We start from the raw sequence: 24,358 nt of genomic DNA on the forward strand, positions 1-24,358 counted from the left end.
TCATCGAAGACATGGTCAAAGCGGTCGATTAGCCCTGTTTCCAGCATCGCCATATCCTGCGGGCTACGCCTGCGCGAGATATGGCGAAATTTATATTCGAGCGCTGGCAAAGTTGATTCGCCGCGAGTTTGGCTCAAGGCCGACATAGCCCAGTAATCAGCATGAAGCTGTCATTAGGTGACTAATAAGCCAAGCAAACCCCTTGCCAGATCGGTCGCACTCTCCACTCCGCAACAAGGCTCAAACCAATTCGGCTAAAGATGCCGGATTAAAGCCCTTCAGGTCTGCGTAATCGCCTTTTTCAACTTTGGCGGCCCAATCCTTGTCACTCAGCAGAACACGCCCTACAGCGATCAGATCAAACTCTTCGCGCTCCATGCGCTCGACGAGCCGATCCAAACTCGCAGGGGTTGATCCCTTGCCGGCGAAGGCATTAGTAACATCATTTTCTAGCCCAACCGAACCAACACTGATGGTCGCGGCCCCGGTTACTTTCTTCGCCCAGCCCGCGCAGTTCAGGCCGTTCTCACCGTCAATCTCGGGGAACTCAGGTTCCCAGAAGCGGCGTTGTGAGCAGTGCAGGACGTCGACACCAGCCTCGACCAATGGCAACAGCCAGTCTTCCATCACAGCTGGCGTTTCAGCGACGCGTACTCCGTAATCCTGTTGCTTCCACTGGCTGACACGCATGATGATCGGGAATTCAGGGCCAACAGCATGACGAACAGCAGATACGATCTCGCTGGCAAAGCGCGAGCGTTCCTTGATTGTCGGACCGCCGTAGCGGTCGGTGCGCAGATTGGTACCAGACCAGAAAAACTGATCGATCAAATAACCATGGGCTCCGTGGATCTCAACGGTATCGAAGCCCAGTCGTTGGGCATCCGCTGCGGCCTTGGCGAACGCTGCTACCGTGTCGGCAATGTCCTCTTCACTCATCGCCACACCACGCAGGTCACCTGGCGAATCAAGGCCCGACGGGCTTTCCACTGGCGCATCTGGCTCCCAGTCGTTGATGTAACGCGTGGCACCGGTGTGCCAGATCTGCGGTGCCATGCGCCCGCCAGCGATGTGGACCGCATCGATCACGTTTTTCCACCCAGCCAACGCCGCTTCGCCGTGAAAAAAAGGTATGCCGGAGTCATTGCGCGATGCTGGGCGATCAACCACGGTGCCTTCCGACAAAATCAGCCCGACACGTCCCTCTGCCCGCCGCCGGTAGTAGGCAGTGCTCGCTTCACCCGGGATGCCTTCGGGTGAGAACAGACGCGTCATTGGCGCCATGACAATCCGGTTTTTCAGTTCAAGCGACCGGATGGAAAAAGGACGAAATAAAATGCTGGTTTCAGGGTTTGACATTGGATGGACTCCATTTGCTTTTGGAAGCCATATGAGTATATTTTGTAAACCAAATGTCAATTAGGCACCTAGAGTCGCCTAGGTATATATGAGGAAACTTCGATGCTGGAATTAAAGCCGCAATGTTTTTCGTCGGAGTGCCCAAGCCGGGCGCTGTTCGACCAAATCGCAGACAAGTGGTCGATGATGGTTCTGGCGGTACTTGATGACGGGCCGCACCGTTTTAACGCCATCAGGCGTCGCCTGGAGGGCGTCACTCAGAAAGCACTGACACAGTGCCTGCGTCGACTGGAACGAAATGGACTCGTCTCGCGCCAGGTCATCTCGTTTTCGCCCGTGGCAGTCCAGTATGAGATCACCCAACTTGGTCGAACACTGCAGCAGCCATTCCGCGAATTGCATAAATGGACGCTCGACAAATTGCCTGAGGTTGAAACGGCCCGATTGAAGTTTGACGAGGCCGCGCAGATAAGCCTGACGAAGTGAATTTTTATTGACTCGCCGCCACTGCCCATCTGAAACGCATTACTTCGTAGGTTTACTCGCGGTATCCCTAAACTACCAACGCTACATTAAGTGCCTAATTGACTCTAGGTTTATCGCGTATGTACCGTCTTGGTGTTCTGTCAGGAATCGCTATTAGCGATCACTCTTACACCCGATGCGAGCGGGGGCAAATATGGGGGCAAATTTCATTTTTTTTGCCAGAAACCATTGTCCTAGAGCCCAATCAAAAATGTTTTTTGGTGACCCTGTGAGTCTTTGAATGGGCTGACGCGTCAGCCCATCTGATCAAACGCCTGAGCCAAATCTGCACACAGATCCTGCGCATGTTCGAGCCCATGTGCAGACAGTTCTCCATCAGTTGATCCAGTCAAGGAAGATAAAAACAATGAAAAAAGCTTTTGCCCCCCTGCTTCTGATCTGTCTCTGCACCCACGCACTCGCTGACGGCAACCCTATCGGCTTCCAGTCCTCGACCCTTCCAGACGCGCACAACGAGCGTGCACTGGAGATGGTCGTCTGGTATCCAAGTGCAACCTCTGCCAAACCGCAATTGATCGCCGACAGTCCCGTGTTCGTTGGTGCCCTCGCCGTACGCAATGCGCCAGCGGCTGCCGGTGAACATCCGTTGGTGGTGCTCTCCCACGGCTTTCGTGGCAACTTGGGCAATCAGGATTGGCTGGCCAGTACACTCGCCCACCAAGGCTACATCGTCGCGGCGGTCAATCATCCGGGTACCACCACCAGGGATCGCAACCCTGAAGCGGCCGCCCAGTTGTGGCAACGACCTGCCGATGTGAGCCGGGCCATCGATGCGGTCATGGCTCAGCCGGAACAATTCGGCGCGGTCGCGAAGCGTCGAATTGCAGTGGTCGGTCATTCCCTCGGCGGCTGGACCTCGCTGGAAATCGCCGGAGCACGCTTCGATCCCGAGCGGTTTGCCCAAGACTGCAAGGCGCATCCGCAGTTATCCAGTTGCAGCGTTTACCAGCAGATCAACCCCGGCAGCACCCCAGAGTCAAAGACTCGATTAGGCTCTGACCTGAGCGATAAACGCGTCACCGCCATTGTCTCGTTAGACTTGGGCCTGTCACGCGGGTTGACCGATGCGAGCCTCGCGGCGCTGCCGGTTCCGGCACTGGTGATCGCGGCGGGCTTGCCCTCTGAAGACCTTCCCGCGCAGCTGGAGTCCGCCGACCTGGCCAAACGGCTGCCGCAAGCCTCGACGCGCTACGTCGAGATCAGCGACGCCAGCCACTTCAGTTTCTTGTCTCGGTGCAAACCGGGCGCGGTGAAGTTGCTCGAAGCAGAGGCGCCGGGGGACGGCATGATTTGCCAGGATGGCGACGACGGGCGATCGCGTGAGGTGATTCATCAGCAAGTGACGTCACTGATTACTGAATTTCTGGGGCCGACAGCTCGTAATGAGCGGTAGCCTCACGTCGGTGGTTTTTTGACCATCGTTTCCAGCCTATCGACCTGCCGAAGCAGCCGAAACAGGCTTTTCCCCTGTTTCGGTAGTGCGTTTACCCGTGCGCAAGTCGAAGAACTTGCGGCGAGCATAAGTTTTTTGCCAGGTCGGCGCGCCCGACGTCTTTAATGCCCGCGGATATAGCTTTCCAATTGATGAATCAGGTCGGTTTGTTCTGCAATAGCAGCCTTTACCAGATCACCAATTGATAGCAAACCCAGCAACTCTTCGTTTTCCACGACTGGCAGATGACGAAGATGGCTATCGGTCATAATCCCCATGCAATCTTCAATGCGCTGGCGAGCGTCTACCGTTATGACGGGGAAACTCATGATATCCCTCACAGGCGTACCCGCCGAGGAGCGCCCCTGCAGTACCATTTTCCGTGCATAGTCTCGTTCACTGACAATACCGATTACCTTCCCGTTTTCTACGACAGGTAGAGCACCGATGTTTCGCTCAGCCATAACCCTGATCGCCTCCAACACCATTTGATCCGGTGCAATGGTGTGAACTTTTTGATTGTGCACGGGCTTTAAACACAGTAATTGGGTAACTGTTTTCATGACAATTTTCTCTTATTTTACTTTGATGCAAGCGCCTGCTAACAGGCGCCCTGCCTAGTCAATGACTGCGACTTCGTTCAACCGTTTTCGATGGCACTTCCAAAAACAATTTTTTGTAATCTGATGAAAAACGCCCCAGATGGTTAAACCCCCACCGCATCGCTACCGCGGTGATGTTTTCATTACAACCACCCTCTAAGAGCGCCTGCCTGACCGATTCAAGGCGAAACCGCTTCAAGTACAAAGCGGGAGGTATACCAAAGTACTTCTTGAAGTCCTCAGACAGTTTGAAGCGGGATACGCCAGCCGCCCGACTGACATCGTCCAGATGCAGTTCGCTGCCAGCATTTTCGTGCATGAACTGCTTGGCCTTCAGCAAATACGCAGGGCACCGTGTTTGCGAGATCCCCTCCAGTTCACTTGAGTAATTATTTGGCTGCGCCAGGATCAAACCTTTTATCAATGTCCGTTCAATGTCACGGGCAATAGAACTATGGCCAAAAAGCTCTCGCCCCTGATCCAGTTCCATCAGCAGAAACTTAACCAGCCGCCACCATGCCGCGGGAGTCCCTTGATCTGTACTTATCCCTGTTTCGAAGACAATCGGTTGTGGGGCGGGTCGCTGTAGCAACTCCTCCAACACTTGACGCATTGCTACGCACTTGATCGCAACCTGAATTTTCCGACAGTTACCTGCAATGGCAAGTTCTTGCTGATCATAGGGCGAAACAATGAGCCCGTTGTTGCTATCGGACATCAACAATCCATTGGGTTTTCGCAACTCCTGTTGCCCACTGACCGGAAGACTGATGCTGTAGCTGTTGAGTACCGACGCATCAATATCGATAGTGACATCTGTACCGTATTCGATATAGCCAATCACCGTAGACATCGACTTCAGGACGTTTCCATCATGCTGAAAATGAAGACGTTGCGCAGAAGAGGTCTTTAATTCGTGGGGGCCGCAAATGTTCGCCATCCAGGCCTGCGCACTCTGCAGGTCATGACGTACCGCATGGATGTCTTGAAATTCAGCATCAGCCCGAGCATGAGTTTGCAGATTCATCACAGCACCACAAGGGTTACAGATTAGTTGTAACCATACTTTTTGCCCCCACAAGCCCGCTATCCACATAGTGCAAAAACAATCAAAAAAACGCGAAAAGAAGCTTGCTTGAGCAGCGCTCACCCAAATGGCTCCCAGCGCCCAAGAAACGGACAGATATCGCCTCGAATCCGGATAGCTGCACTGCACAGAAAGGCTTTCAATCGGGTTGAGCCTAAAACTACAAAAAGGGTGTACCTGATGAACAGCACTAGAAGCATTGCGCAGTGGCAAGACTACATTCAGGGTTGTCTGGATTTCCGGCCGGCTGAAGGCATATACCGTATCGCCCGTGACATGTTCACAGAACCGGAACTGTTCGACCTGGAGATGGAGCTGATCTTCGAAAAGAACTGGATCTACGCTTGCCACGAAAGTGAAATCGCAAATCCCAATGACTTCCTGACGATGCGCGCAGGTCGTCAGCCGATGATCATCACCCGGGATGGGAACAATCTGCTCCACGCGCTAATCAACGCTTGCCAGCATCGGGGCGCGACGCTGACTCGTGTCAGCAAAGGTAACCAGTCAACCTTCACCTGTCCGTTCCATGCCTGGTGTTACAAAAGTGACGGCCGCCTGGTCAAGGTCAAGGCACCAGGGGAGTATCCGGAAGGCTTTGACAAGGCAACCCGCGGCCTGAAGAAAGCCCGGATCGAAAGCTACAAGGGCTTCGTCTTCATTAGTCTGGACGTCAACGGCAGCGACTCGCTGGAAGACTACCTCGGTGATGCCAAAGTGTTCTTCGACATGATGGTCGCGCAGTCCCCCACTGGCGAGCTGGAGATACTGCCGGGCAAGTCGACCTATAGCTACGACGGCAACTGGAAACTGCAGCACGAAAACGGTCTGGACGGTTATCACGTCAGCACGGTGCACTACAACTACGTCTCCACGGTACAGCATCGCCAGCAAGTCAATGCCGCTAATGGCGGCGGCTCCGACACACTGGACTACAGCAAACTGGGCGCCGGCGATGCCGAAACCGATGACGGCTGGTTCTCGTTCAAGAATGGTCACAGCCTCTTGTTCAGCGACATGCCCAACCCGACTGTACGCGCCGGTTATGCCACCGTCATGCCGCGTCTGGTGGAAGAGTATGGCCAGCAGCAAGCCGAGTGGATGATGCACCGTCTGCGCAACCTCAACATTTACCCAAGCCTGTTCTTCATGGATCAAATCAGTTCACAACTGCGCATTGTGCGCCCGGTGGCCTGGAACAAGACAGAGATCACCAGCCAATGCATCGGCGTGAAAGGTGAGTCCGACGCGGACCGGGAAAACCGGATTCGCCAGTTCGAGGATTTCTTCAACGTTTCAGGCATGGGAACCCCCGACGACCTGGTGGAGTTTCGTGAAGCCCAGCGCGGCTTTCAGGCACGCCTTGAGCGTTGGAACGAAGTATCCCGCGGCAGTGAAAAATGGGTTGAAGGCCCCACACCTAACAGCGAGGTTCTGGGCATTAAACCGGTATTGACCGGCACCGAGTTCACCCATGAGGGGCTCTACATTAATCAGCACGGTTCCTGGCAGCGCTTCCTTCTGCAAGGCCTGGAACAAAAAGCCCTGAAGTTGAAGGAGGTGTGAAATGAGCGCACTACAACATTCCGTCGAGCAGTTCCTTTACCGTAAATCCGAGTTGTGCGATCAGCAGGACTGGGACGCCTACATCGCCCTCTTTGATGAACAGAGTGAATTCCATCTGCCGCAATGGGAGTCGGAGCATGTGTACACCACCGACCCCAAGCGCAGCATGTCGCTGATTTACTACTCGAACCGGTCTGGCCTTGAAGATCGGGTGTTTCGCCTGCGCACCGGTAAGTCGGCAGCCTCAAACCCCATGCCGCGCACCCTGCATCAAATCAGCAACGTACGAATCAAAGAGCTCGATCAGGGCTTGCTTGAAGTCAAGGCAGGCTGGGTCACGCTTTATACGCGTCAAGGATTGTCCGAACAGTTCTACGGCCATGTGACCTACCACCTTAAAGCGGTCGCAGACAGCTGGAAGATCACTCGCAAGCACATCGTGTTGCTCAATGACACGATCAATTCCGTGCTTGATTTCTATCACCTGTGAGCTGCGGGGCACCTTGTCATGAACCATAAAGTCGCTTTCAGCTTCGCGGACGGCAAGACCTCGTTCTTCGAGGTCAAACCAAACGAACTGCTGCTCGACGCCGCGTTGCGTAATGGTGTGAACATTCCACTGGATTGTCGCGAAGGCGTCTGTGGCACCTGCCAGGGCCGCTGCGAATCAGGTCAATTCACTCAAGACTACGTCGATGAAGAGGCATTATCCGAACACGATCTGGCCCAACGCAAAATGCTCTCTTGCCAGACCCGCGTGCAATCGGATGCTTCGTTCTATTTCGACTTCGATTCGACTTTGTGTAACGGCGGTGGAACCCAGCTGTTACAAGCGGTTGTTACCGGTGTAGAGCAAGTGTCAGCCACCACCGCGATCCTTCATATCGACGCGTGTTCCAACAAGCAGCAACTGGATTTTCTTCCGGGACAGTACGCACGTGTGCATGTTCCTGGAACCAGTGAGTGGCGCTCTTATTCATTCGCTAACCGCCCGAACCCCACTAACCAGCTTCAGTTTCTCATCCGGCTGCTGCCTGATGGGGTGATGAGTAACTTCATCAGAGAGCATTGCCAGCCTGGTCAACTCATTGAGTTCGAGGCACCTTTGGGTAGCTTTTATCTACGCCAAGTGACCAAGCCACTGGTACTGGTGGCAGGCGGAACCGGCCTGTCGGCTTTCCTCGGGATGCTGGATAACATTGCGGAAAAAGGAGGTTGCGGCCAGCCGATCCAGTTGTTTTATGGCGTTACGCAAGACAACGATTTGTGTGAACTCTCGCGGCTGGCCGGTTACCGTGAATGCATCGCGGACTTCGACTACCACCTCGTCGTCTCGAAACCGTCCGCGGCATGGGCAGGCAAAACCGGGTGGATTCCAGAACACTTCGACCGCCAGCAATTGGAGGCTAATCCGTTCGATATCTACTTGTGCGGTCCGCCACCGATGGTGGAGTCCATCAAAACCTGGTTTGATGCCCAGCAGATTGAACATTTTCAGATGTACTACGAAAAATTCATCGAGAGCAACGCCAAGCAGTGACGACTAAAAAGGGGAAATAGCCTCGCGGCTATTTCCCCTTTTATCTTGTCTTCAATTGAACCTGGCAAATCAACGATCAAAGCGTTCAGCCAGATGACACAATGCTTCGGCCTGACGTTGCAAGTCCTCGCTGATGCGTTTTCCGTCCAGCGCCTTGTCGACACTATCCGTCGACAGCTCAGCCACCTGCAATACCTGCTGCGACAGACTTTCCACCACTTGCGACTGCTGCTCCATGGCAGAAGCGATCTGCATGCCCATGCCGGAAATTTGTGCGAGGGATGAGTTCACACCCGCCAGGTTGTCCTGCACTGAAGTGACTTCACGGGTGCTGTGAGAGGCAAACTCACGCCCTGCATCAGTCAGTTGCACCGTCAGCTCGGTGGCATCGCGCAGTTGCAGTAAGAGCGGTTGAATTTGTTGTGTCGCTTCCTGGGTTCGCGTCGCTAATTGCCGCACTTCATCGGCCACTACGCTGAAGCCCCTGCCCGCTTCCCCCGCCCTCGCCGCCTCTATTGCCGCATTCAGTGCCAGCAGATTGGTTTGCCCGGCAATCGAACTGATGATGTTGGTGATATGACTGATCGCTTCCGTAGAACTGGCCAATTGTTGAACGGCCGTAGCCGTGTCGCCCACGGATGTATTGAGCAATTGCATTGCTCTCAGGCTTTGACCGGATAGTTGCTCGCCATGGTTGGCCAGATCGGCGGCCCGGGTGGTCGCCAGATGGGTGGCCTGCACATTGCCGGTAACTTCTTGAATCGTCGCGGCCAGTTCAGTGAGCGCCGTCACCGACAGATCGGTTTCATCGCGCTGACGTTCAAGGCGCAGGGTTTCGGCCTGGATCAGTTGCCCGAGCTCCAGCACCCGCTGCTGTACCACCAGGCCGGTGCTGCCAATCCGCGACAGAGCACTTTGCAGACGAGCCTCTTGCGCGACCAAGGCCATATCCACTTGAGCTGCGGCACCCTGCTCGCGACTGTACATTTGCGCCATTAACGGTTCAGTGAATGCTTTTGGATGTGCAGAGAAAACACGCTGGAGAGCTCGAGTTTGTCGATACTCCTGAAAAGCCGCCATGGCCCCCAGCCCCACTACGATCAAGGCGCTCTGAGCGACAAAAGCGTCCAGTTGCCAAAGCCCGGCCGACAGGACAAAACCTAAGGGCACCGCCGGTAATGCGCAGCCAAGCAAGCTCCCGATCTTCCACCGCACGACCGGATCCTGACTATTCAAGCGAGCATAGAGCTTTTGCGCTCGTTCACGTTGTTGCTCGCTAGGTACGCTGTAAATCGCACCGTAGGCCTCTATGCCATCGAGGCCGAACACCGGTTTGATGTATACGCTCAACCAATAGGCTGTACCGTCCCGACGAAGGTTCTTGATCAGGCCCATCCAGGGCCGCCCAAGCTTTAACGTTTGCCACAGGCTACTAAAAACCTGTGGCGGCATTTCCGGATGCCGAAGCACGTTACCAGGTTGATCAGTCAGTTCTTGGCTTGAATAGCCGCTGAGCGCGACAAATGCTTCGCTGCAGTGGCTGATGCGCCCTCGCAGGTCAGTGCGGCAAATCAGAACGGCGGTATCGGGTGATAAGGGGGATGCGGGCATGATCGAAAAGTCCCGGAAGCAGAAAAAAAAAGCCTGCCGCGTGGGGCAGGCAAAAGACCAAAGGCATCGAACGCCAAAGGAGCAGGAGTTTCGCGGTCTTAAAAGTGATGGATGTAACGCATTTGCACACGACTGCCGTCAGCACGGTTTTCTACATCTTGCTCAAAGTACGCATTCAAAAACACATGGTCATCCTTCGAGAAACTGTACATTGCACCCGGTCCAATGGCCCAGACCTTCTCTCGACGTCCAGACACTTCATGACCGTCCACTTTGGTATCGGTGATCTGCTTTAGCCAATAACCATTGATGCCCAGGCGCAGCTGTGGCGTGACGGCATACTCGGTTGCAAAGTTGGCGTGCAGAGCCTGTCCGGCCTGGATGTCGCCGGCATCGCCAAAGCCTGGCCCCGGGTCGTTGTTTTTGCCGTTGTAGAGATAGTGCGCTCGCACTGACGCCGTCCATTTTGGCGTGAACCAATAGGTGCCCGCCCAATACGGATTAAACGACCAGGCATTAGCCCCGGGATTAACATCGTGTTTGCTATCGTATTTGCCGGTGGGCAAATTGACCTGCAATTCAATGCGATGAACGAAGCGCGGGCCATCGGGCCCCATAATCGGATCAAATTGAATCATCGGTCCCAACAGCAAATCACCAAAGCCACTTTGACCTTTTATCGCTGCATTGTTCAGCCCGTCATCGACGTCCATCCGCGTCACAAAGGGCAGCAAGGCATTCATACCCAGTGCGGCATTGCCTACGCGGATGTCGGACAAGTACGTCAGTTGAGTGACGGCCACTTGATAATCCAGCTGTTGCTTGGGTAGCCCCAGCGCCTTGCCGTCTTTATCGCGCAGCCGATCGGCGCTGTAGCTCTGGAAGTACTCCTGGAAGTACCAACCTGATCCAGCAGGTGGGCCGCCATCGAGAAAACTGGTGAAACCTAAATTGACCACGGGCAGGTCATACGCCTGTACCGTTTCAAATCCCGAAAAGCCAGATCCCAGAATGCACACCGACAGCAGTTTTATTTTTATTTTCATCACGCTCTCCACTTACAGCCAGGCTAAAGGTAGAGCAGTCGAAAGTTGCAATCTGCAGGCAAGGCCATCCGTTAACGTACAAACGCAGAATCCTCATTGCACAAGCAACAGTCAGACTCAACACCTTCAGGAAATACAGCGAATACTTGCGATCACACCGCAACTTTATGTTTTCAGCGGTAACAAATACTTCGCCACTCTGAAATAGCGGCGAAGTTCGGGGTTCTTAAATTATCGACTCAATCCTGGATGCTCCGACGCCACTCGATACTGTCCACAATGAAACACAAGTGGCTCGCCTGTGCCGTGGCGGTAGTGCTCGATCTGCCCCAGAAAAATCAGATGATCACCCCCCTCATACTGCGTAACGTTGCGGCAGACCAAGGTCGCGATCACGCCATCAAGAAGCGGTACTCCAGCCTCCCCGGCCTTGAATGCCACGCCCGAGAATTTGTCTGGCGCAGGCCGCGCAAAACGTCCCGAAAGATCGTGCTGATCAGCACCCAGGATATTGATTGCAAAATGGCCACACGACAGATAGTCCGCCAGGCTCGGAGCGTTGCGAGAAATACTCCAAAGCACCAGTGGCGGATCCAGCGATACTGATGAAAAGGAGTTGGCGGTCATGCCAACATTCCGCCCGTCAGGGGTGCGCGTGGTAATAACGGTTACACCAGTCGCAAACTTCCCGAGCAGATTACGCAGTTCGCGCGGGTCGCAGTCTTGTGCGTTGACCAGTTCGTGTTGGATAGACTCTGGACTAAATGCATTCATGATGAACTCCTGGCTCGATGGCGGCTCAAGCGGCCTGACGAGTCTTTTCCTGAATAAAGGCTTGGCAAGACTGGGCGTCGAACCACCAAGGTGCAAAATTGCGCGGATCATCGAAGCCGTTGGCGATGGCCGAGGCCAGGGGTTTTGACTGGCTGGCGGCGCCCAGCAGTTCCAGCAGATGCTGAGGCGGTGGAGTCAGCATGGTGTTGGTCCACTTGACCACATGCTGGGCATAGCTCCAGTACTGCTCGAAAGTGTCGTGCATCCAGTCCGGGCCAAAATCTTGCGCACCACGAGCGACAATCGCATCCAGGTAAACCTTGCTGCACTTGGCGGCATTGTTCGAACCCTGGCCGGTAATCGGGTCGTTGACTACCAGAGCATCGGCCATGCCAAAGACCTTGCGGCCAGACGGCAGCGTCAATACCGGTTTACGCACCATCGGCGTGAATCTGCCGGACAAGAAGCCCTTGTCATCGGTCATTTCCACAGAGCGGCAGCGTTCGGCTTCCCAAGGGACGTAGCGATTGATCAGCTCCAGGCTTTTCTCAAGATGTTGCTCTGCAGACGTAATCCCCTGCCAGCAATCCATCGGCCCGCCCGGAATCCCTTCGAAAACCATGATTTCGCAAGGTCCGGTGGTCGTCAGGCAAGGAAACACAAAGTACTCGCCTACACCGGGAATCAGGTTGAAGCTGACCCGGGAAAACGGCGACATCGGTGTCATGCCCTTCACATAGGTCAATGACAGCGCTCTTTGCGGTTGCTGAAACTGAGTCCGCTCGGCATCTTTTTCAAACAGATTGACGATTTCGCCCTTACCCGCCGCCAGCAGTACCAGGTCATGGCTGGTCGACAGAAGCTCCAACTCGGCCACACCGACATCCTGAATAATGACCTCGCCGCCACGCTTCACGACCTCGTCCATCCAGACTGGCATTTTCAGGCGCTGATCGACTGATTGGGCGTAGCGATCCAGCCGGGTACTCCAGCTGAACAGTGGCTCATTTGGCTTCTCTGGGTCAGGCACTACCAGGCCAATACCTTCTACGGCCGGGCACTGGTCTTCCCAAAAGTTCAGGCCCAAATCACGCTCACTTTGCAGGGCGGCGTTGAACATGCACTGACTGGACATCACTTTACCGTTGCGAATGTCCTCGCCATTACGATTAGTGGCCAGGGTCACATGGTAGCCCTTGGCGAGCAGGCCTAGAGCGAGTTGCAGGCCGGCTTGACCGGCTCCGACGATGGCGATTCGACGCATTGTTATTCTCCTGGTTATCGACGGTTACAGGTGCAGCATTCGGCAGTCGCCGAACAGGGTTTCTTGTTAGTGTTCGGTGTTACTCAGCAAGCCGTGGTATCGCCGGCAGGTTCTGTTCCGGTCCCATGACCGAGTAGCCTCCATCGACGGCATAATCCGCACCCGTCACAAAGCTGGCGGCTGGCGAACATAGAAACGCCACCACATTGGCCACTTCGCCGGGTTCTCCCAGACGGCCCAACAGGTGATAGGAAGCGGCGACCGCATCAGCCTTTTCGCGGTTACCGCCACTGGCTTGGTCGATCACCCGCGACCAGGTCCAGCCAGGCGATACCGAATTAACGCGGATACCGTCGGCGGCCAGGTCCATCGCCATGCAGCGAGTCAGCTGCACCATGGCGGCCTTCGAGACTGGATAAAGCCAACGCCCGGTCTGGGCACACTTGGCCGAGATGGATGTGAAATTGACAATCGCACCACGTCGGGCTTTAAGGTCCTGATGCACCGCTTGAGTTAATGCCACGGCTGAAACCAGGTTCACATCAAGTGCCTGTAGCCAATCCTGGCGGCTGGAAGCAAAGCCCTGGTCGCTGTAGGTGCAGGCCAGATTAATCAACAGGTCTACCCCACCAAAACGTGCCCGAACGTCTTCGACTGCATGGGCAATAAGTTCGTCATCCGTTACATCGAGATGAAAAAATGCGGCTCGCTCACCGAGCTCGGACGCCGCCCTGAGACCTGCGTCACGATCGATATCGAACAGTGCAACAACAGCACCGGCATCCATCAGCGCCCGAGCGACGGCAGAACCAATCAGGGTTGCGCCACCGCTGATCACGGCGACCTTATTCTCTAGATGAGACATGTCTTTCCCCTTACACCGGCTTGTCAGCGCTGGAAGCCCAACTCGGCATCAGCGTATTGGAGGGCAGTGACTCATCGAGCAGCTTTTGCGCAGTCACCACACCCGCCACGGGTAGTCCGGTCGGGTCAAGCAGGCCGATCTGAACCAGCACGCTGGCCTGATCCCAGTAGATGTGTTCGTGGTAGAGCTTCGGACCGCGGAACTTGACTACGCCAAGCATCGGGATCTCGACGTAGCGCCCGGTGGGCGCCACCCCGGGAAGCATCCAGTCAATCTCGGCGTCATGGGTAAAGCTCATGATGAATTCATCGACGATCTGTGATGCACCGACTGTGCGAGACAGTGGCGTCAACGCCATATCCTTCGGGTTGCCGTGGACGAAGTGATGCTGGTAGAAGCGGCTCAACTCTTTAGCACCCACGCCACCGGTCATGGTCGGGATGTGGTTGACGTAAGGTTCAGCGACCATGGTCGCCATGGTGGCAGGTACGTCCCGGGTATCGAACTCGTGACGGACATGCTCATCCCACAGGTCAGAGAGGTTGTAGTCTGGCCCTAGTTCCCTGCGCAGTGCAGCAACAGTACGTTCGTGGGCCAGAAGCGCTGATGGCTTGTGGTAGTGATGACCGCTAGGGCGAGCAAACGCGTGATCAACACCCGGATAAACGTAGAGCTCAACACCCTTTTTATCGCCAAGGGCCTCCTTGATCGCGGAGCGGGCCTCTGCTGGACAGAACTGATCCTGTTCGGCCATATGGAGCACCAGACGCCCTTGAAGTCCTTCAATTTCCGAGAGAGCGGTTTCAATTCCTACGCCGTAGTAACCAACGGCACAGGCCACCTCAGGCAACCGACAGGCCGCCAGGTAAGCCAGCTTGCCACCCAGGCAATAGCCGACAACGCCCAGGTCCCCCGGTTTACATTGAGGCAATGACTCCAATACCTTCAGACTGGCACGGATATCATCAATGCCCAGCGCCTCGTCGAAGCCCTGGTAGAGCGCATAGGCACGACCGAACTCCGCTTCGGTGTAACCTAAATCGACACCAGGCTCTTGGCGCCAGTACAGGTCCGGAACCAGCACCGTATAACCTTCCTCGGCCAACAGGTCGGCAACTTCACGCATAGCCTGGTTAACGCCGAAAATTTCCTGACAAAGCACCACACCCGGACCGCGACCATCGATAGAGGTCGCAAGGTAAGCCTGGAACTGACCACCGGACGGAACCGGCACGCTGACATATTGGCCTTTCATCTCGAATCTCCAAGGGCTCAGGAACGTTGGATGTGATATTGGGCACCTTCTGCTGTACCGACTATCCGCTGAGTGCAACGCTTGTCCGAGGCCTGCAGGAAGTTATCCGGCAGGCTTTGCAGCACCAACCGCAGCAGTGCCAATGGATGGGTCATGAAGCCGCGAACCTGTTCGCTGCTGCTTTTGCCGTACAGGCACCAGTTACAGAAGTGCTCGCAATTATTGGTCAGCAACCGGTAGTGATTTTCCCCCAGGCGCGAGAGTGCCCGGCGGATCACTTCCTCACCGTCGAACAGAGAAGTCGGGGCATCGTCGACCCACACTGGTTGCCCGCCAGCAAAACAGTCCAATGCCAACACTTCGACCGGACCGACCTGAAAACCTTTATGAAAGCCTGCGTAGTGCACGACTCGACGCCCGCCCAGATAAATCCCATGGTGGTAGTAACGACGTCTTGACGTGATGAGATGGCTGCCAGGCTGAACGTCGGCGTTTTCCAGGTCGTCCCAGTTGCGCCATTGATGAGCGCTTGGAACAGGCGGTGTATGGGTAATGTTCATGGCGTTCAACCTCGCCGTCTGGCGGCTTCAACGAATCAACAAGCGTTGAAGTCATGGTGCGACCCTGCCCTTGCCAGCACTATCCATCTGATGCTGTCGTTGTCCGCGAGCTGCGAAAATGTGTCGGTGCCTTTGCCGCATTCACCTATGCCTCACCCCTCCAAAAAAAGTTGGACGTCCAGGATTTGCGGGAGGATTCTAAGAAATACCGACTACGGCACGCTGCGTCAGAATGCCTCTGTCGTCGCTTGGCACACCAATTGCTGGCTTAGGCAGAAAGCCCAATAAGGGCACAAAAAGAAACGGACATGCACACGGGTTATCCGGATAACGCAGCGATCATCCAGATCCTGCAAAACCTGGGTAACACCACCGTGCGACATGCCTTGAATCGTGCATGCAACTGAGGTGACCATGAGTCAGAATCTCATCGCACAGCGCTGCGCCAGCCTTTTCGACAGTGCGTCGCTGTTCACCCCGGAAAACCAGTTGTTCCTGCTCAATGATCTGGACGGCATCCGCGAAGGCGTCAGCGGCGTCTTCAAAAACCACGAATTGCGCTGCATCGACAGCACCGAACGGGTCAGCGCACGGATGCACCACATCAACCGTGGGCGACTGTCCTTGAACCGATTGGAATACGGCGTCAACGTCTTTATCGACCCTGGTCGCCTCGAGGATTTTTTCCTGATCCAGGTACCCATCAAGGGACAAGCACGCATTCAATGCGCAGGACATGACTTCATTTCCACGCCGGAACGGGCCTCTCTGATCTCCCCTAATCTGCCGTTGTCGATGAGCTGGGAGGCTAACGCGCCACAATTGGCCTTGAGGATCGAACGCAGTGAAGTCGAATACCATTGCGTCCAGCATCTGGGACACAATTTGGACAGACCGTTGGAATTCGATCCAGAACTTGACCTGACCACACCTGGAGGTCACTACTTTCTCCAGCTAATCAACATTCTGGCGGACGCAATCAAGCTGGATGACCATCCACTGCACCATTCGCTGGTACTCAAGCAGTTCGAGTCAATGCTGCTCGATGCTCTGGTTTACGGCCAGCCGAACAATCTTCGAGAACGACTGGACTGTGCCAGCAGACCCAGAGCGCCTTTACCCCACTTCGTTAAAAGAACCGAAGAATTCATGCGCGCTCACGCCGACCAACCGCTGAGCATCGAGCAATTGGCCGAACATGCCGGTGTGAGCGTTCGCACGCTGTTCGCCGGCTTCCGCGACTTTTGCGATACCACGCCCATGGCCTACTTGCGCAATTTACGGCTGGAACAAGTGCACCTTGAACTTTGCCGCCAGCAACAAGAAGGTTCGGTCACAGATATCGCCTTCAAATGGGGGTTTGCCCATCTGGGGCGATTTGCTCAGGAGTACAAAAGACGCTACGGCGAAGCCCCCTCAACAACGCTCAGATTCCGTAGCTGAACTCAGAGAGTACAGGCAGAGTTGACCAAACCTGCGAGGCTGGTTTGATTTTTGTATTGGGCTCATGGCCTCTTCGCGGGCAAGCCTCGCTCCTACGGGGATTTGTGTACGCCGCTGGTCCAATGTGGGAGCGAGCCTGCTCGCGATGGCCATGACGCGGTTGATGCCAATCTCTTACACTCCCTGCAACACTGAATTGTCATCATTTCATTTGAAAGCCCGCCAATGGGAGGTGCATGCTAGAGGGCTTGCAATGAACTTATATCATTCCGAATGATAGTTACCTTCGGTTCATTCGATTCGTGCCATACAACCCCGCCAAGCATCATCCGTCCATCTCAATACATTGGCGGATGCATCCATGGAACAGTCACTCAAACATTTGCGCTTCCCCTTGGCCTTGTTGGCCGTGCTGGTGATGAGCGCCTGCGGCAAGACCCCGGACGCTGCCGCCACGATGCCCGCGGCCAAAGTCAGCGTGGCCAAGGTGCTGGAGCAACCGGTCAACGAGTGGGACGAATTCACCGGGCGCCTTGAAGCGCCGGAAACGGTAGAGATTCGTCCACGGGTTTCCGGCCAGATTGATGACGTAGCCTTTACCGAAGGCGCGCTAGTCAAGAAAGGCGATCTGTTGTTCCAGATCGACCCACGTCCATTCCAGGCTGAGGTCCGCCGCCTCGAAGCCCTGGTTGCCCAAGCTCGCGCCACGGCCACCCGCAGCGAAAACGAATCCCAGCGCGGTGAACGCCTGCGCACCAGCAACGCGATTTCCGCCGAACTCGCCGACTCGCGCACCAGCGCGGCTCAAGAAGCCCGCGCCGCCGTCGGTGCCCTCCAGGCCCAACTGGACCTGGCCAAACTGAACCTGAGCTTCACCCGCGTCACTGCGCCTATCAGCGGCCGTGTCAGCCGTGCGGAAATCACCGCCGGCAACCTGGTGACCGCCGATACCACCGCGCTGACCAGCGTGGTGTCCACCGACAAGGTCTACGCCTACTTCGACGCCGACGAGCGTGTCTTCCTTAAATACACCCAGCTCGCCCGCCAGGGCCAACGCGGCGCGACCACGCCGGTTTACCTCGGCCTGTCCAATGAAGACGGCAACCCGCACCAGGGCCAGATGAACTTCGTCGACAACCAGGTCAACCCGAAGACCGGCACCATCCGCGGTCGCGCCGTGTTCGACAACAGCGACGGCACCTACACCCCGGGTCTTTATGCACGCCTGAAACTGGTGGGCAGCGGCACTTACTCCGCGGTGTTGATCAACGACGAAGCGGTCGGTACCGACCTGGGTAAAAAGTTCGTGCTGGTGATGGATGCCGACAACAAAACGGCTTACCGCCCCGTCGAACTGGGTCCGAAGATCGAAGGTCTGCGCATCGTGCGCAGCGGTCTGAACAAGGACGACACCATCATCGTCAAGGGCTTGCAACGGGTTCGCCCTGGTTCACCGGTCACCCCTGAAGTGATCCCGATGGCCAGCCAGGAAACTCTCGCGGCTCTGGCTCAACAACGACAAGCGCTGGAAGCCAGCAACCTGCCCCAAGTCGCACCTGCCAAGGTCGCGCCGGGTACGGTTGTGAAAGTGGCTGCTGCGACTCCACGCGGTTAAGGGATCTCTACGATGAATTTTTCCCAATTCTTCATTTCACGGCCGATCTTCGCAGCGGTACTGTCGCTGCTGATCCTGATCGCCGGCGCCATCTCGCTGTTCCAGTTGCCGATCAGCGAATACCCGGAAGTGGTTCCGCCGACCGTTGTGGTCCGTGCCAACTTCCCGGGTGCCAACCCTAAAGTCATCGGTGAAACCGTGGCCGCTCCACTGGAGCAAGCCATCACCGGCGTCGAGAACATGCTGTACATGTCCTCGCAGTCCACCGCTGACGGCAAGATCACGCTGACCATCACCTTTGCGCTGGGCACCGACCTGGACAACGCGCAGGTGCAGGTTCAGAACCGCGTGACCCGGACCGAGCCCAAGCTTCCCGAGGAAGTGACGCGCATCGGTATCACCGTCGACAAGGCTTCGCCCGACCTGACCATGGTTGTGCACTTGACCTCGCCAGACAAACGCTACGACATGCTCTACCTGTCCAACTACGCCTTGCTCAACATCAAGGATGAGCTGGCGCGTCTGGGCGGTGTCGGTGATGTGCAGCTATTCGGTATGGGCGATTACTCGCTGCGGGTGTGGCTCGATCCGAACAAGACTGCTTCGCGCAACCTGACCGCGACCGATGTGGTCACCGCGATTCGTGAACAGAACCGTCAAGTGGCGGCCGGTGCCCTGGGCGCTCCGCCTGCGCCGAATGCCACCGCGTTCCAGCTGTCAGTCAACACGCAAGGTCGTCTGGTTTCCGAGGAAGAGTTCGAGAACATCATTATTCGCTCCGGTGAGAATGGTGAAATCACTCGCCTGAAAGACATCGCTCGCGTCGAACTCGGCTCCAGCCAATACGCCCTGCGTTCCTTGCTGAACAACCAGCCGGCGGTGGCGATCCCGATCTTCCAGCGCCCTGGCTCCAACGCGATCCAGATCTCCAACGACGTTCGGGAGAAAATGGCCGAGCTGAAGAAGAACTTCCCGGAAGGCATGGACTTCAGCATCGTCTATGACCCAACGATCTTCGTGCGTGGCTCCATCGAGGCGGTGGTTCACACCCTCTTCGAAGCGCTGATCCTAGTGGTACTCGTGGTGATCCTGTTCCTGCAAACCTGGCGCGCCTCGATCATTCCGTTGGTGGCAGTGCCTGTTTCGCTGATCGGTACGTTTGCCGTGATGCACCTGTTCGGCTTCTCGTTGAACGCCTTGTCGCTGTTCGGATTGGTACTAGCCATCGGTATCGTGGTCGACGATGCGATTGTGGTGGTGGAGAACGTCGAGCGAAACATCGGGCTCGGATTAACCCCTGTCGAAGCCACCAAGCGTGCGATGCGCGAAGTGACCGGTCCGATCATCGCGACGGCGTTGGTGTTGTGTGCGGTGTTTATCCCGGCGGCGTTCATCTCCGGCTTGACCGGGCAGTTCTATAAACAGTTCGCCCTGACGATTGCGATTTCGACCGTGATCTCGGCCTTCAACTCGCTGACTCTGTCGCCGGCGCTGGCCGCCGTGTTGCTCAAGAGCCATGACGCGCCGAAAGACCGCTTCTCCAAGGTTCTGGACAAGCTCTTCGGTGGCTGGTTGTTCCGTCCGTTCAACCGCTTCTTTGACAAGGCCAGCCATGGTTATGTCGGCACCGTGGGCCGGGTTATCCGCAGCAGCGGTATCGCCTTGCTGGTGTACGCCGGTCTGATGGTGCTGACGTTCTTCGGTTTCTCCAATACCCCGACCGGTTTCGTACCCGGCCAGGACAAGCAATACCTGGTGGCCTTCGCGCAACTGCCGGATGCCGCGAGCCTGGACCGTACCGAAGACGTGATCAAGCGCATGTCCGACCTTGCCCTGAAACAGCCTGGCGTGGAAAGCGCGGTGGCCTTCCCGGGTCTGTCGATCAACGGTTTCACCAACAGCCCTAACGCCGGCATCGTGTTCGTCACCCTGAAACCGTTCGACGAGCGCAAGGATCCGAGCATGTCCGCTGGTGCGATTGCCGGTGCATTGAACGGCCAGTACGCCGGGATTCAGGAAGCCTACATGGCGATCTTCCCGCCGCCGCCGGTACAAGGCCTGGGCACTATTGGCGGTTTCCGCCTGCAGATCGAAGACCGGGGCAACCTGGGCTATGACGAGCTGTACAAAGAAACCATGAACATCATTACCAAAAGCCACAGCGTGCCGGAACTGGCCGGCCTGTTCACCAGCTACACCGTGAACGTGCCGCAGGTCGATGCCGCCATCGACCGGGAAAAAGCCAAGACCCACGGCGTTGCCGTCAGCGACATCTTCGACACCCTGCAGATCTACCTGGGTTCGCTGTATGCCAACGACTTCAACCGCTTCGGTCGCACCTATCAGGTCAACGTTCAGGCCGAGCAGCAGTTCCGCCTCGAATCGGACCAGATCGGTCAGCTGAAAGTGCGTAACAACCGGGGCGAGATGATTCCGCTGGCGACCTTCATCAAGGTCAGCGACACCTCGGGGCCGGACCGCGTGATGCACTACAACGGCTTCATCACCGCTGAAATCAACGGTGCGGCAGCCCCCGGCTACAGCTCCGGCCAGGCCGAGAAAGCCATCGAGAAACTGCTCAAGGACGAATTGCCCAACGGCATGACCTACGAGTGGACCGACCTGACCTACCAGCAGATTCTGTCCGGCAACACAGCGCTGTTCGTGTTCCCGCTCTGCGTACTGCTGGCGTTCCTGGTACTCGCGGCTCAATACGAAAGCTGGAGCCTGCCACTGGCGGTGATCCTGATCGTACCGATGACCCTGCTGTCGGCCATTACCGGTGTAATTGCCTCGGGCGGTGACAACAACATCTTCACCCAGATCGGTTTGATCGTACTGGTGGGACTGGCCTGTAAGAACGCGATTCTGATCGTCGAGTTTGCCAAGGATAAACAGGAAGAAGGCCTCGGCCCGCTGGCAGCGGTGCTGGAAGCTTGCCGTCTGCGTCTGCGGCCAATCCTGATGACCTCCTTCGCGTTCATCATGGGTGTGGTCCCTCTGGTTTTCTCCAGCGGTGCCGGTGCTGAAATGCGTCATGCCATGGGTGTGGCGGTGTTCTCCGGGATGCTCGGGGTGACCTTCTTCGGTCTGTTGCTGACGCCGGTGTTCTACGTACTGATTCGTAACTTTGTGGAGCGCGGTGAAGCGCGCAAAGCGGCCAAGGCGCTGAAATTGGAAAAGCAACTGGAGGCGCAACAATGAGCCTGAAAGCCTTCCTGCCGAGCCTTCTGGTACTGGCCCTGAGTGCCTGCGCCGTTGGCCCGGACTACAAAACCCCAGCGACGGAGGCGGCCAACATCACGGCCGCCACCGATGGCAGCGCCGGTCAGAAGAACTTCGACCGCGCCCGTTTCGAAGGCATCTGGTGGCAGCAGTTCGACGATCCGACCCTCAACCAGTTGGTGACGCAATCCTTGCAAGGCAACCGTGATTTGCGCGTGGCCTTCGCTCGCTGGAAAGCGGCCCGGGCGATTCGCGATGACGCCAGCAATGACGCCATGCCGACCATCACCAGCCGCGCCAGCAGTGATCTGGCCAAGGGGCAAATTCCCGGCCAGACCACCGACCGGGTCAGCAGTGAACGCTATGACCTGGGCCTGGACATGGCCTGGGAACTGGACTTGTTCGGTCGCATCCAGCGCAACCTGGAATCCAGCGACGCTGAACAGCAGGCAGCCGAAGCCGATCTTTACCAACTGCAAGTCACCATGATTGCCGAACTGGTGGACGCCTATGGCCAACTGCGCGGTGCACAGCTGCGGGAAAAGATCGCCCTGGCCAACCTGAACAACCAGCAGGAATCGCGCAAGATCACCGAAAGCCTGCGTGATGCCGGTGTCGGCGATCAGCTGGACGTGGTTCGCGCCGATGCACGCCTGGCCTCTGTCGAAGCCAGCGTGCCGCAACTGCAGGCCGAACAGGTTCGTCAGCGCAACCGCATCGCCACCCTGCTGGGTGAGCGTCCGGACAAGCTGACCGTCGACCTGAGTCCAAAAGACTTGCCAGCGATCGCCAAGGCCCTGCCCATCGGTGATCCGGGCGAGCTGCTGCAACGGCGTCCGGACATCCGTAGCGCCGAACGCCAACTGGCGGCCGCCACCGCTCGCATCGGCGTGGCCAAGGCTGATTTGTTCCCACGGGTCAGCCTCAGCGGCTTCCTCGGCTTCACCGCCGGGCGCGGTTCGCAGATCGGTTCCTCGGCGGCGAACGCTTGGGCACTGGGCCCAAGCATTACCTGGGCGGCGTTCGACCTGGGCAGTGTGCGCGCCCGTTTACGCGGCGCCGATGCTGAAGCCGAAGGCGCCCTGGCGACCTACGAGCAGCAAGTACTGCTGGCGTTGGAAGAATCGGAAAACGCCTTCAGCGATTACGGCAAACGTCAGCAGCGCCTGATCTCGCTGATTCGTCAAAGCGAATCAAGCCGCGCCGCTGCGGACCTGGCCGACATTCGCTACCGCGAAGGCACCGTGGACTTCCTCGTACTGCTCGATGCCCAGCGCGAGCGCCTGGCAGCCGAAGACACCCAGGCCCAGGCCGAAGTCGATTTGTATCGCGGCATTGTCGCGATCTACAAAGCCCTTGGCGGCGGCTGGCAGCCAGAGACGGTCGCCAGCAAGTAACGTTTCAACGAGCTCCTTTGGTTGGCCGCAACCGACCAATTCTTTTGCCCCGCGCCTCATTCGGTCGCGGGGCTTTTTTTTGTCGATCTTTAATTCAACACATACCCCTGTAGGAGCGAGGCTTGCCCGCGAAGAACGATGACGCGTAATACCTGAAAAACCGCAGTGCATTCTTCGCGGGCAAGCCTCGCTCCTACAGGGTTAGTGGGTTGCCTGTTTATCTCGATGTTCTTGCACTGTCACGGTAGCCGTGGTCCCTGCACGCAGGCGGTTTTTGGCGACATAGTCGGCGTCGATCTGAATCCGTACTGGCACCCGTTGCGCCAGCTTCACCCAGGTGTAACTGGGGTTGATGTTGGCCAGCAGGCGACTGCCGGGGGAGTTCTCGCGGTCGGCGATAGCAAAAGCGATGCTTTGCACGGTGCCGCCGAAGGTCTCGCCGCTCATCAACTCGATCTTTACCCGGTCGCCCTCCTCGATTCGTGGCAGTTTTGTTTCTTCAAAGTAGCCGCTGATGTAAAACGAGTCGCTGTCCACCAGTGCCAATAACGCCCCTCCAGCAGTGGCGTAATCCCCCTGACGAGTCAGCAGGTTGGTCACGTAACCACTGACAGGCGCTGCAACCCGCGTGCGCTGCAAGTCCAGTTCGGCCTGGGTCAATGCGGCGATCGCCAGCTGCACATTGGCTTGTGCCAGGCCCAGATTCGCCTGATTGCGCAACAGTTCCGCCTGCGCCACAGCCACTTCGGTACTGGATTTTTCCCATTCTTCGCCGGAGATCGCGAAACCCTGTTTGAGGGTTCGACGGCGACGCTCTTCGCTTTGGCGTTGCCTGAGCAGCGCTTCACTGGAGACAATCGTCGCTTCGGATTGGCCCAGCGTGGCTTTTGCGACTTCCACCGCACGCTTGGCATGCTCCACCGCCAGCGTATAACGAGCCGGGTCGATCTCCAGCAGCAACTGGCCTTTCGTAACATGCTGGTTGTCTTGAACGCTCAGGCTGACGATGCGCCCCGAGACATCGGCGGACAAGGTCACCACATCGGCGCGAACCCGTGCATCCCGAGTCCAGGGGGCGCGGGTGTAATGTTCCCAGGCGAACCAGCCGAGCACGAAAGCCAGCAATACCACCGCCACTGTCACGAGTCGGGCAAGGATCTTCTTCAAGGCA

At 56.8% G+C, this 24,358-nt stretch carries 20 protein-coding genes and 1 pseudogene; 9 read left to right on the top strand and 12 right to left on the bottom strand.

The window, feature by feature from the left end:
• Positions 1-240: 240 nt before the first annotated feature.
• Positions 241-1,359, bottom strand: coding sequence for an NADH:flavin oxidoreductase (locus PMI18_RS05420; protein WP_007905548.1), 1,119 nt, complete (start codon positions 1,357-1,359; stop codon positions 241-243).
• Positions 1,360-1,461: 102 nt separating this feature from the next.
• Here PMI18_RS05420 and PMI18_RS05415 point away from each other — a divergent pair, with 102 nt between their 5' ends.
• Complete coding sequence (locus tag PMI18_RS05415; protein ID WP_007905551.1) at positions 1,462-1,845, top strand: winged helix-turn-helix transcriptional regulator; 384 nt, start codon at positions 1,462-1,464, stop codon at positions 1,843-1,845.
• A gap of 406 nt (positions 1,846-2,251) precedes the next feature.
• Positions 2,252-3,298 (top strand): alpha/beta hydrolase family protein, encoded by a 1,047-nt coding sequence (locus tag PMI18_RS05410; protein ID WP_007905552.1) that lies wholly within the window; start codon positions 2,252-2,254, stop codon positions 3,296-3,298.
• A 161-nt stretch (positions 3,299-3,459) separates the two neighbouring features.
• On the opposite strand, the gene PMI18_RS05405 is transcribed toward PMI18_RS05410, so the two are convergent.
• Entirely contained in the window at positions 3,460-3,900 is a 441-nt protein-coding gene (locus tag PMI18_RS05405) for a CBS domain-containing protein (protein ID WP_007905554.1), read from the bottom strand.
• Between the two features lie 58 nt (positions 3,901-3,958).
• Entirely contained in the window at positions 3,959-4,966 is a 1,008-nt protein-coding gene (locus PMI18_RS05400) for an AraC family transcriptional regulator (RefSeq protein WP_033036833.1), read from the bottom strand.
• A gap of 240 nt (positions 4,967-5,206) precedes the next feature.
• Here PMI18_RS05400 and antA point away from each other — a divergent pair, with 240 nt between their 5' ends.
• Genes antA through antC form a run of 3 tightly spaced genes read left to right on the top strand, consistent with a single transcriptional unit; the run spans position 5,207 to position 8,132 of the window.
• Positions 5,207-6,592, top strand: a complete 1,386-nt coding sequence (antA, locus tag PMI18_RS05395; RefSeq protein WP_007905557.1) for an anthranilate 1,2-dioxygenase large subunit — start codon at positions 5,207-5,209, stop codon at positions 6,590-6,592.
• A gap of 1 nt (position 6,593) precedes the next feature.
• Positions 6,594-7,082 (top strand): anthranilate 1,2-dioxygenase small subunit, encoded by a 489-nt coding sequence (antB, locus tag PMI18_RS05390; RefSeq protein WP_007905559.1) that lies wholly within the window; start codon positions 6,594-6,596, stop codon positions 7,080-7,082.
• Positions 7,083-7,100: 18 nt separating this feature from the next.
• Positions 7,101-8,132 (top strand): anthranilate 1,2-dioxygenase electron transfer component AntC, encoded by a 1,032-nt coding sequence (gene antC, locus PMI18_RS05385; RefSeq protein WP_007905561.1) that lies wholly within the window; start codon positions 7,101-7,103, stop codon positions 8,130-8,132.
• A 69-nt stretch (positions 8,133-8,201) separates the two neighbouring features.
• Here the strand turns inward: antC and PMI18_RS05380 are convergent, their stop codons facing one another.
• From PMI18_RS05380 to PMI18_RS05350, 8 genes and pseudogenes are all read right to left on the bottom strand, one after another.
• On the bottom strand, positions 8,202-9,212 hold the full coding sequence (locus PMI18_RS05380) for a methyl-accepting chemotaxis protein (RefSeq protein ID WP_443200876.1): 1,011 nt from the start codon (positions 9,210-9,212) through the stop codon (positions 8,202-8,204).
• A gap of 231 nt (positions 9,213-9,443) precedes the next feature.
• Positions 9,444-9,743 (bottom strand): annotated as a pseudogene (locus tag PMI18_RS31990) (PAS domain-containing protein); the annotation flags it as partial.
• 98 nt (positions 9,744-9,841) lie between these two features.
• Positions 9,842-10,789 carry a SphA family protein gene (locus tag PMI18_RS05375; protein ID WP_007905565.1) on the bottom strand — a complete coding sequence of 316 codons (948 nt, stop codon included), beginning with the start codon at positions 10,787-10,789 and terminating at the stop codon, positions 9,842-9,844.
• 231 nt (positions 10,790-11,020) lie between these two features.
• Positions 11,021-11,563 (bottom strand): flavin reductase family protein, encoded by a 543-nt coding sequence (locus PMI18_RS05370; protein WP_007905566.1) that lies wholly within the window; start codon positions 11,561-11,563, stop codon positions 11,021-11,023.
• Positions 11,564-11,588: 25 nt separating this feature from the next.
• On the bottom strand, positions 11,589-12,827 hold the full coding sequence (locus PMI18_RS05365; RefSeq protein ID WP_007905567.1) for a styrene monooxygenase/indole monooxygenase family protein: 1,239 nt from the start codon (positions 12,825-12,827) through the stop codon (positions 11,589-11,591).
• A 79-nt stretch (positions 12,828-12,906) separates the two neighbouring features.
• A complete protein-coding gene (locus tag PMI18_RS05360; RefSeq protein WP_007905568.1) occupies positions 12,907-13,692 on the bottom strand; it encodes an SDR family oxidoreductase in 786 nt (261 codons plus the stop codon).
• A gap of 10 nt (positions 13,693-13,702) precedes the next feature.
• The gene (locus tag PMI18_RS05355) at positions 13,703-14,947 is read right to left on the bottom strand and encodes a dienelactone hydrolase family protein (protein ID WP_007905569.1); all 1,245 of its coding nucleotides are present in this window, start codon (positions 14,945-14,947) and stop codon (positions 13,703-13,705) included.
• 17 nt (positions 14,948-14,964) lie between these two features.
• On the bottom strand, positions 14,965-15,507 hold the full coding sequence (locus PMI18_RS05350; RefSeq protein WP_007905570.1) for a lecithin retinol acyltransferase family protein: 543 nt from the start codon (positions 15,505-15,507) through the stop codon (positions 14,965-14,967).
• Between the two features lie 414 nt (positions 15,508-15,921).
• On the opposite strand from PMI18_RS05350, the gene PMI18_RS05345 reads away from it, so the two are divergent.
• The 4 genes from PMI18_RS05345 (at position 15,922) to PMI18_RS05330 (ending at position 23,187) form a co-directional block, all read left to right on the top strand.
• Complete coding sequence (locus PMI18_RS05345; RefSeq protein WP_007905571.1) at positions 15,922-16,950, top strand: AraC family transcriptional regulator; 1,029 nt, start codon at positions 15,922-15,924, stop codon at positions 16,948-16,950.
• A gap of 361 nt (positions 16,951-17,311) precedes the next feature.
• Entirely contained in the window at positions 17,312-18,565 is a 1,254-nt protein-coding gene (mexE, locus tag PMI18_RS05340) for a multidrug efflux RND transporter periplasmic adaptor subunit MexE (protein WP_007905572.1), read from the top strand.
• Positions 18,566-18,577: 12 nt separating this feature from the next.
• A complete protein-coding gene (locus PMI18_RS05335; RefSeq protein ID WP_007905573.1) occupies positions 18,578-21,769 on the top strand; it encodes an efflux RND transporter permease subunit in 3,192 nt (1,063 codons plus the stop codon).
• Entirely contained in the window at positions 21,766-23,187 is a 1,422-nt protein-coding gene (locus PMI18_RS05330) for an efflux transporter outer membrane subunit (protein WP_007905575.1), read from the top strand. Before PMI18_RS05335 ends, PMI18_RS05330 begins: the two co-directional genes overlap by 4 nt.
• A 201-nt stretch (positions 23,188-23,388) precedes the next feature.
• On the opposite strand, the gene PMI18_RS05325 is transcribed toward PMI18_RS05330, so the two are convergent.
• Positions 23,389-24,354 carry a biotin/lipoyl-binding protein gene (locus PMI18_RS05325; protein WP_007905581.1) on the bottom strand — a complete coding sequence of 322 codons (966 nt, stop codon included), beginning with the start codon at positions 24,352-24,354 and terminating at the stop codon, positions 23,389-23,391.
• Positions 24,355-24,358 lie beyond the last annotated feature (4 nt).

This window comes from Pseudomonas sp. GM102, assembly GCF_000282555.1.
Lineage (GTDB): Bacteria > Pseudomonadota > Gammaproteobacteria > Pseudomonadales > Pseudomonadaceae > Aquipseudomonas.

Coding starts and splice junctions, on each gene's coding strand:
- antA (WP_007905557.1), top strand. CDS start 5,207: ATGAACAGCACTAGAAGCATTGCGCAGTGGCAAGACTACATTCAGGGT.
- PMI18_RS05350 (WP_007905570.1), bottom strand. CDS start 15,507: ATGAACATTACCCATACACCGCCTGTTCCAAGCGCTCATCAATGGCGC.
- PMI18_RS05405 (WP_007905554.1), bottom strand. CDS start 3,900: ATGAAAACAGTTACCCAATTACTGTGTTTAAAGCCCGTGCACAATCAA.
- antC (WP_007905561.1), top strand. CDS start 7,101: ATGAACCATAAAGTCGCTTTCAGCTTCGCGGACGGCAAGACCTCGTTC.
- PMI18_RS05420 (WP_007905548.1), bottom strand. CDS start 1,359: ATGTCAAACCCTGAAACCAGCATTTTATTTCGTCCTTTTTCCATCCGG.
- PMI18_RS05400 (WP_033036833.1), bottom strand. CDS start 4,966: ATGAATCTGCAAACTCATGCTCGGGCTGATGCTGAATTTCAAGACATC.
- PMI18_RS05365 (WP_007905567.1), bottom strand. CDS start 12,827: ATGCGTCGAATCGCCATCGTCGGAGCCGGTCAAGCCGGCCTGCAACTC.
- PMI18_RS05375 (WP_007905565.1), bottom strand. CDS start 10,789: ATGAAAATAAAAATAAAACTGCTGTCGGTGTGCATTCTGGGATCTGGC.
- PMI18_RS05345 (WP_007905571.1), top strand. CDS start 15,922: ATGAGTCAGAATCTCATCGCACAGCGCTGCGCCAGCCTTTTCGACAGT.
- PMI18_RS05415 (WP_007905551.1), top strand. CDS start 1,462: ATGCTGGAATTAAAGCCGCAATGTTTTTCGTCGGAGTGCCCAAGCCGG.
- PMI18_RS05355 (WP_007905569.1), bottom strand. CDS start 14,947: ATGAAAGGCCAATATGTCAGCGTGCCGGTTCCGTCCGGTGGTCAGTTC.
- mexE (WP_007905572.1), top strand. CDS start 17,312: ATGGAACAGTCACTCAAACATTTGCGCTTCCCCTTGGCCTTGTTGGCC.
- PMI18_RS05370 (WP_007905566.1), bottom strand. CDS start 11,563: ATGAATGCATTTAGTCCAGAGTCTATCCAACACGAACTGGTCAACGCA.
- PMI18_RS05335 (WP_007905573.1), top strand. CDS start 18,578: ATGAATTTTTCCCAATTCTTCATTTCACGGCCGATCTTCGCAGCGGTA.
- PMI18_RS05330 (WP_007905575.1), top strand. CDS start 21,766: ATGAGCCTGAAAGCCTTCCTGCCGAGCCTTCTGGTACTGGCCCTGAGT.
- PMI18_RS05360 (WP_007905568.1), bottom strand. CDS start 13,692: ATGTCTCATCTAGAGAATAAGGTCGCCGTGATCAGCGGTGGCGCAACC.
- antB (WP_007905559.1), top strand. CDS start 6,594: ATGAGCGCACTACAACATTCCGTCGAGCAGTTCCTTTACCGTAAATCC.
- PMI18_RS05410 (WP_007905552.1), top strand. CDS start 2,252: ATGAAAAAAGCTTTTGCCCCCCTGCTTCTGATCTGTCTCTGCACCCAC.
- PMI18_RS05380 (WP_443200876.1), bottom strand. CDS start 9,212: ATGGCGGCTTTTCAGGAGTATCGACAAACTCGAGCTCTCCAGCGTGTT.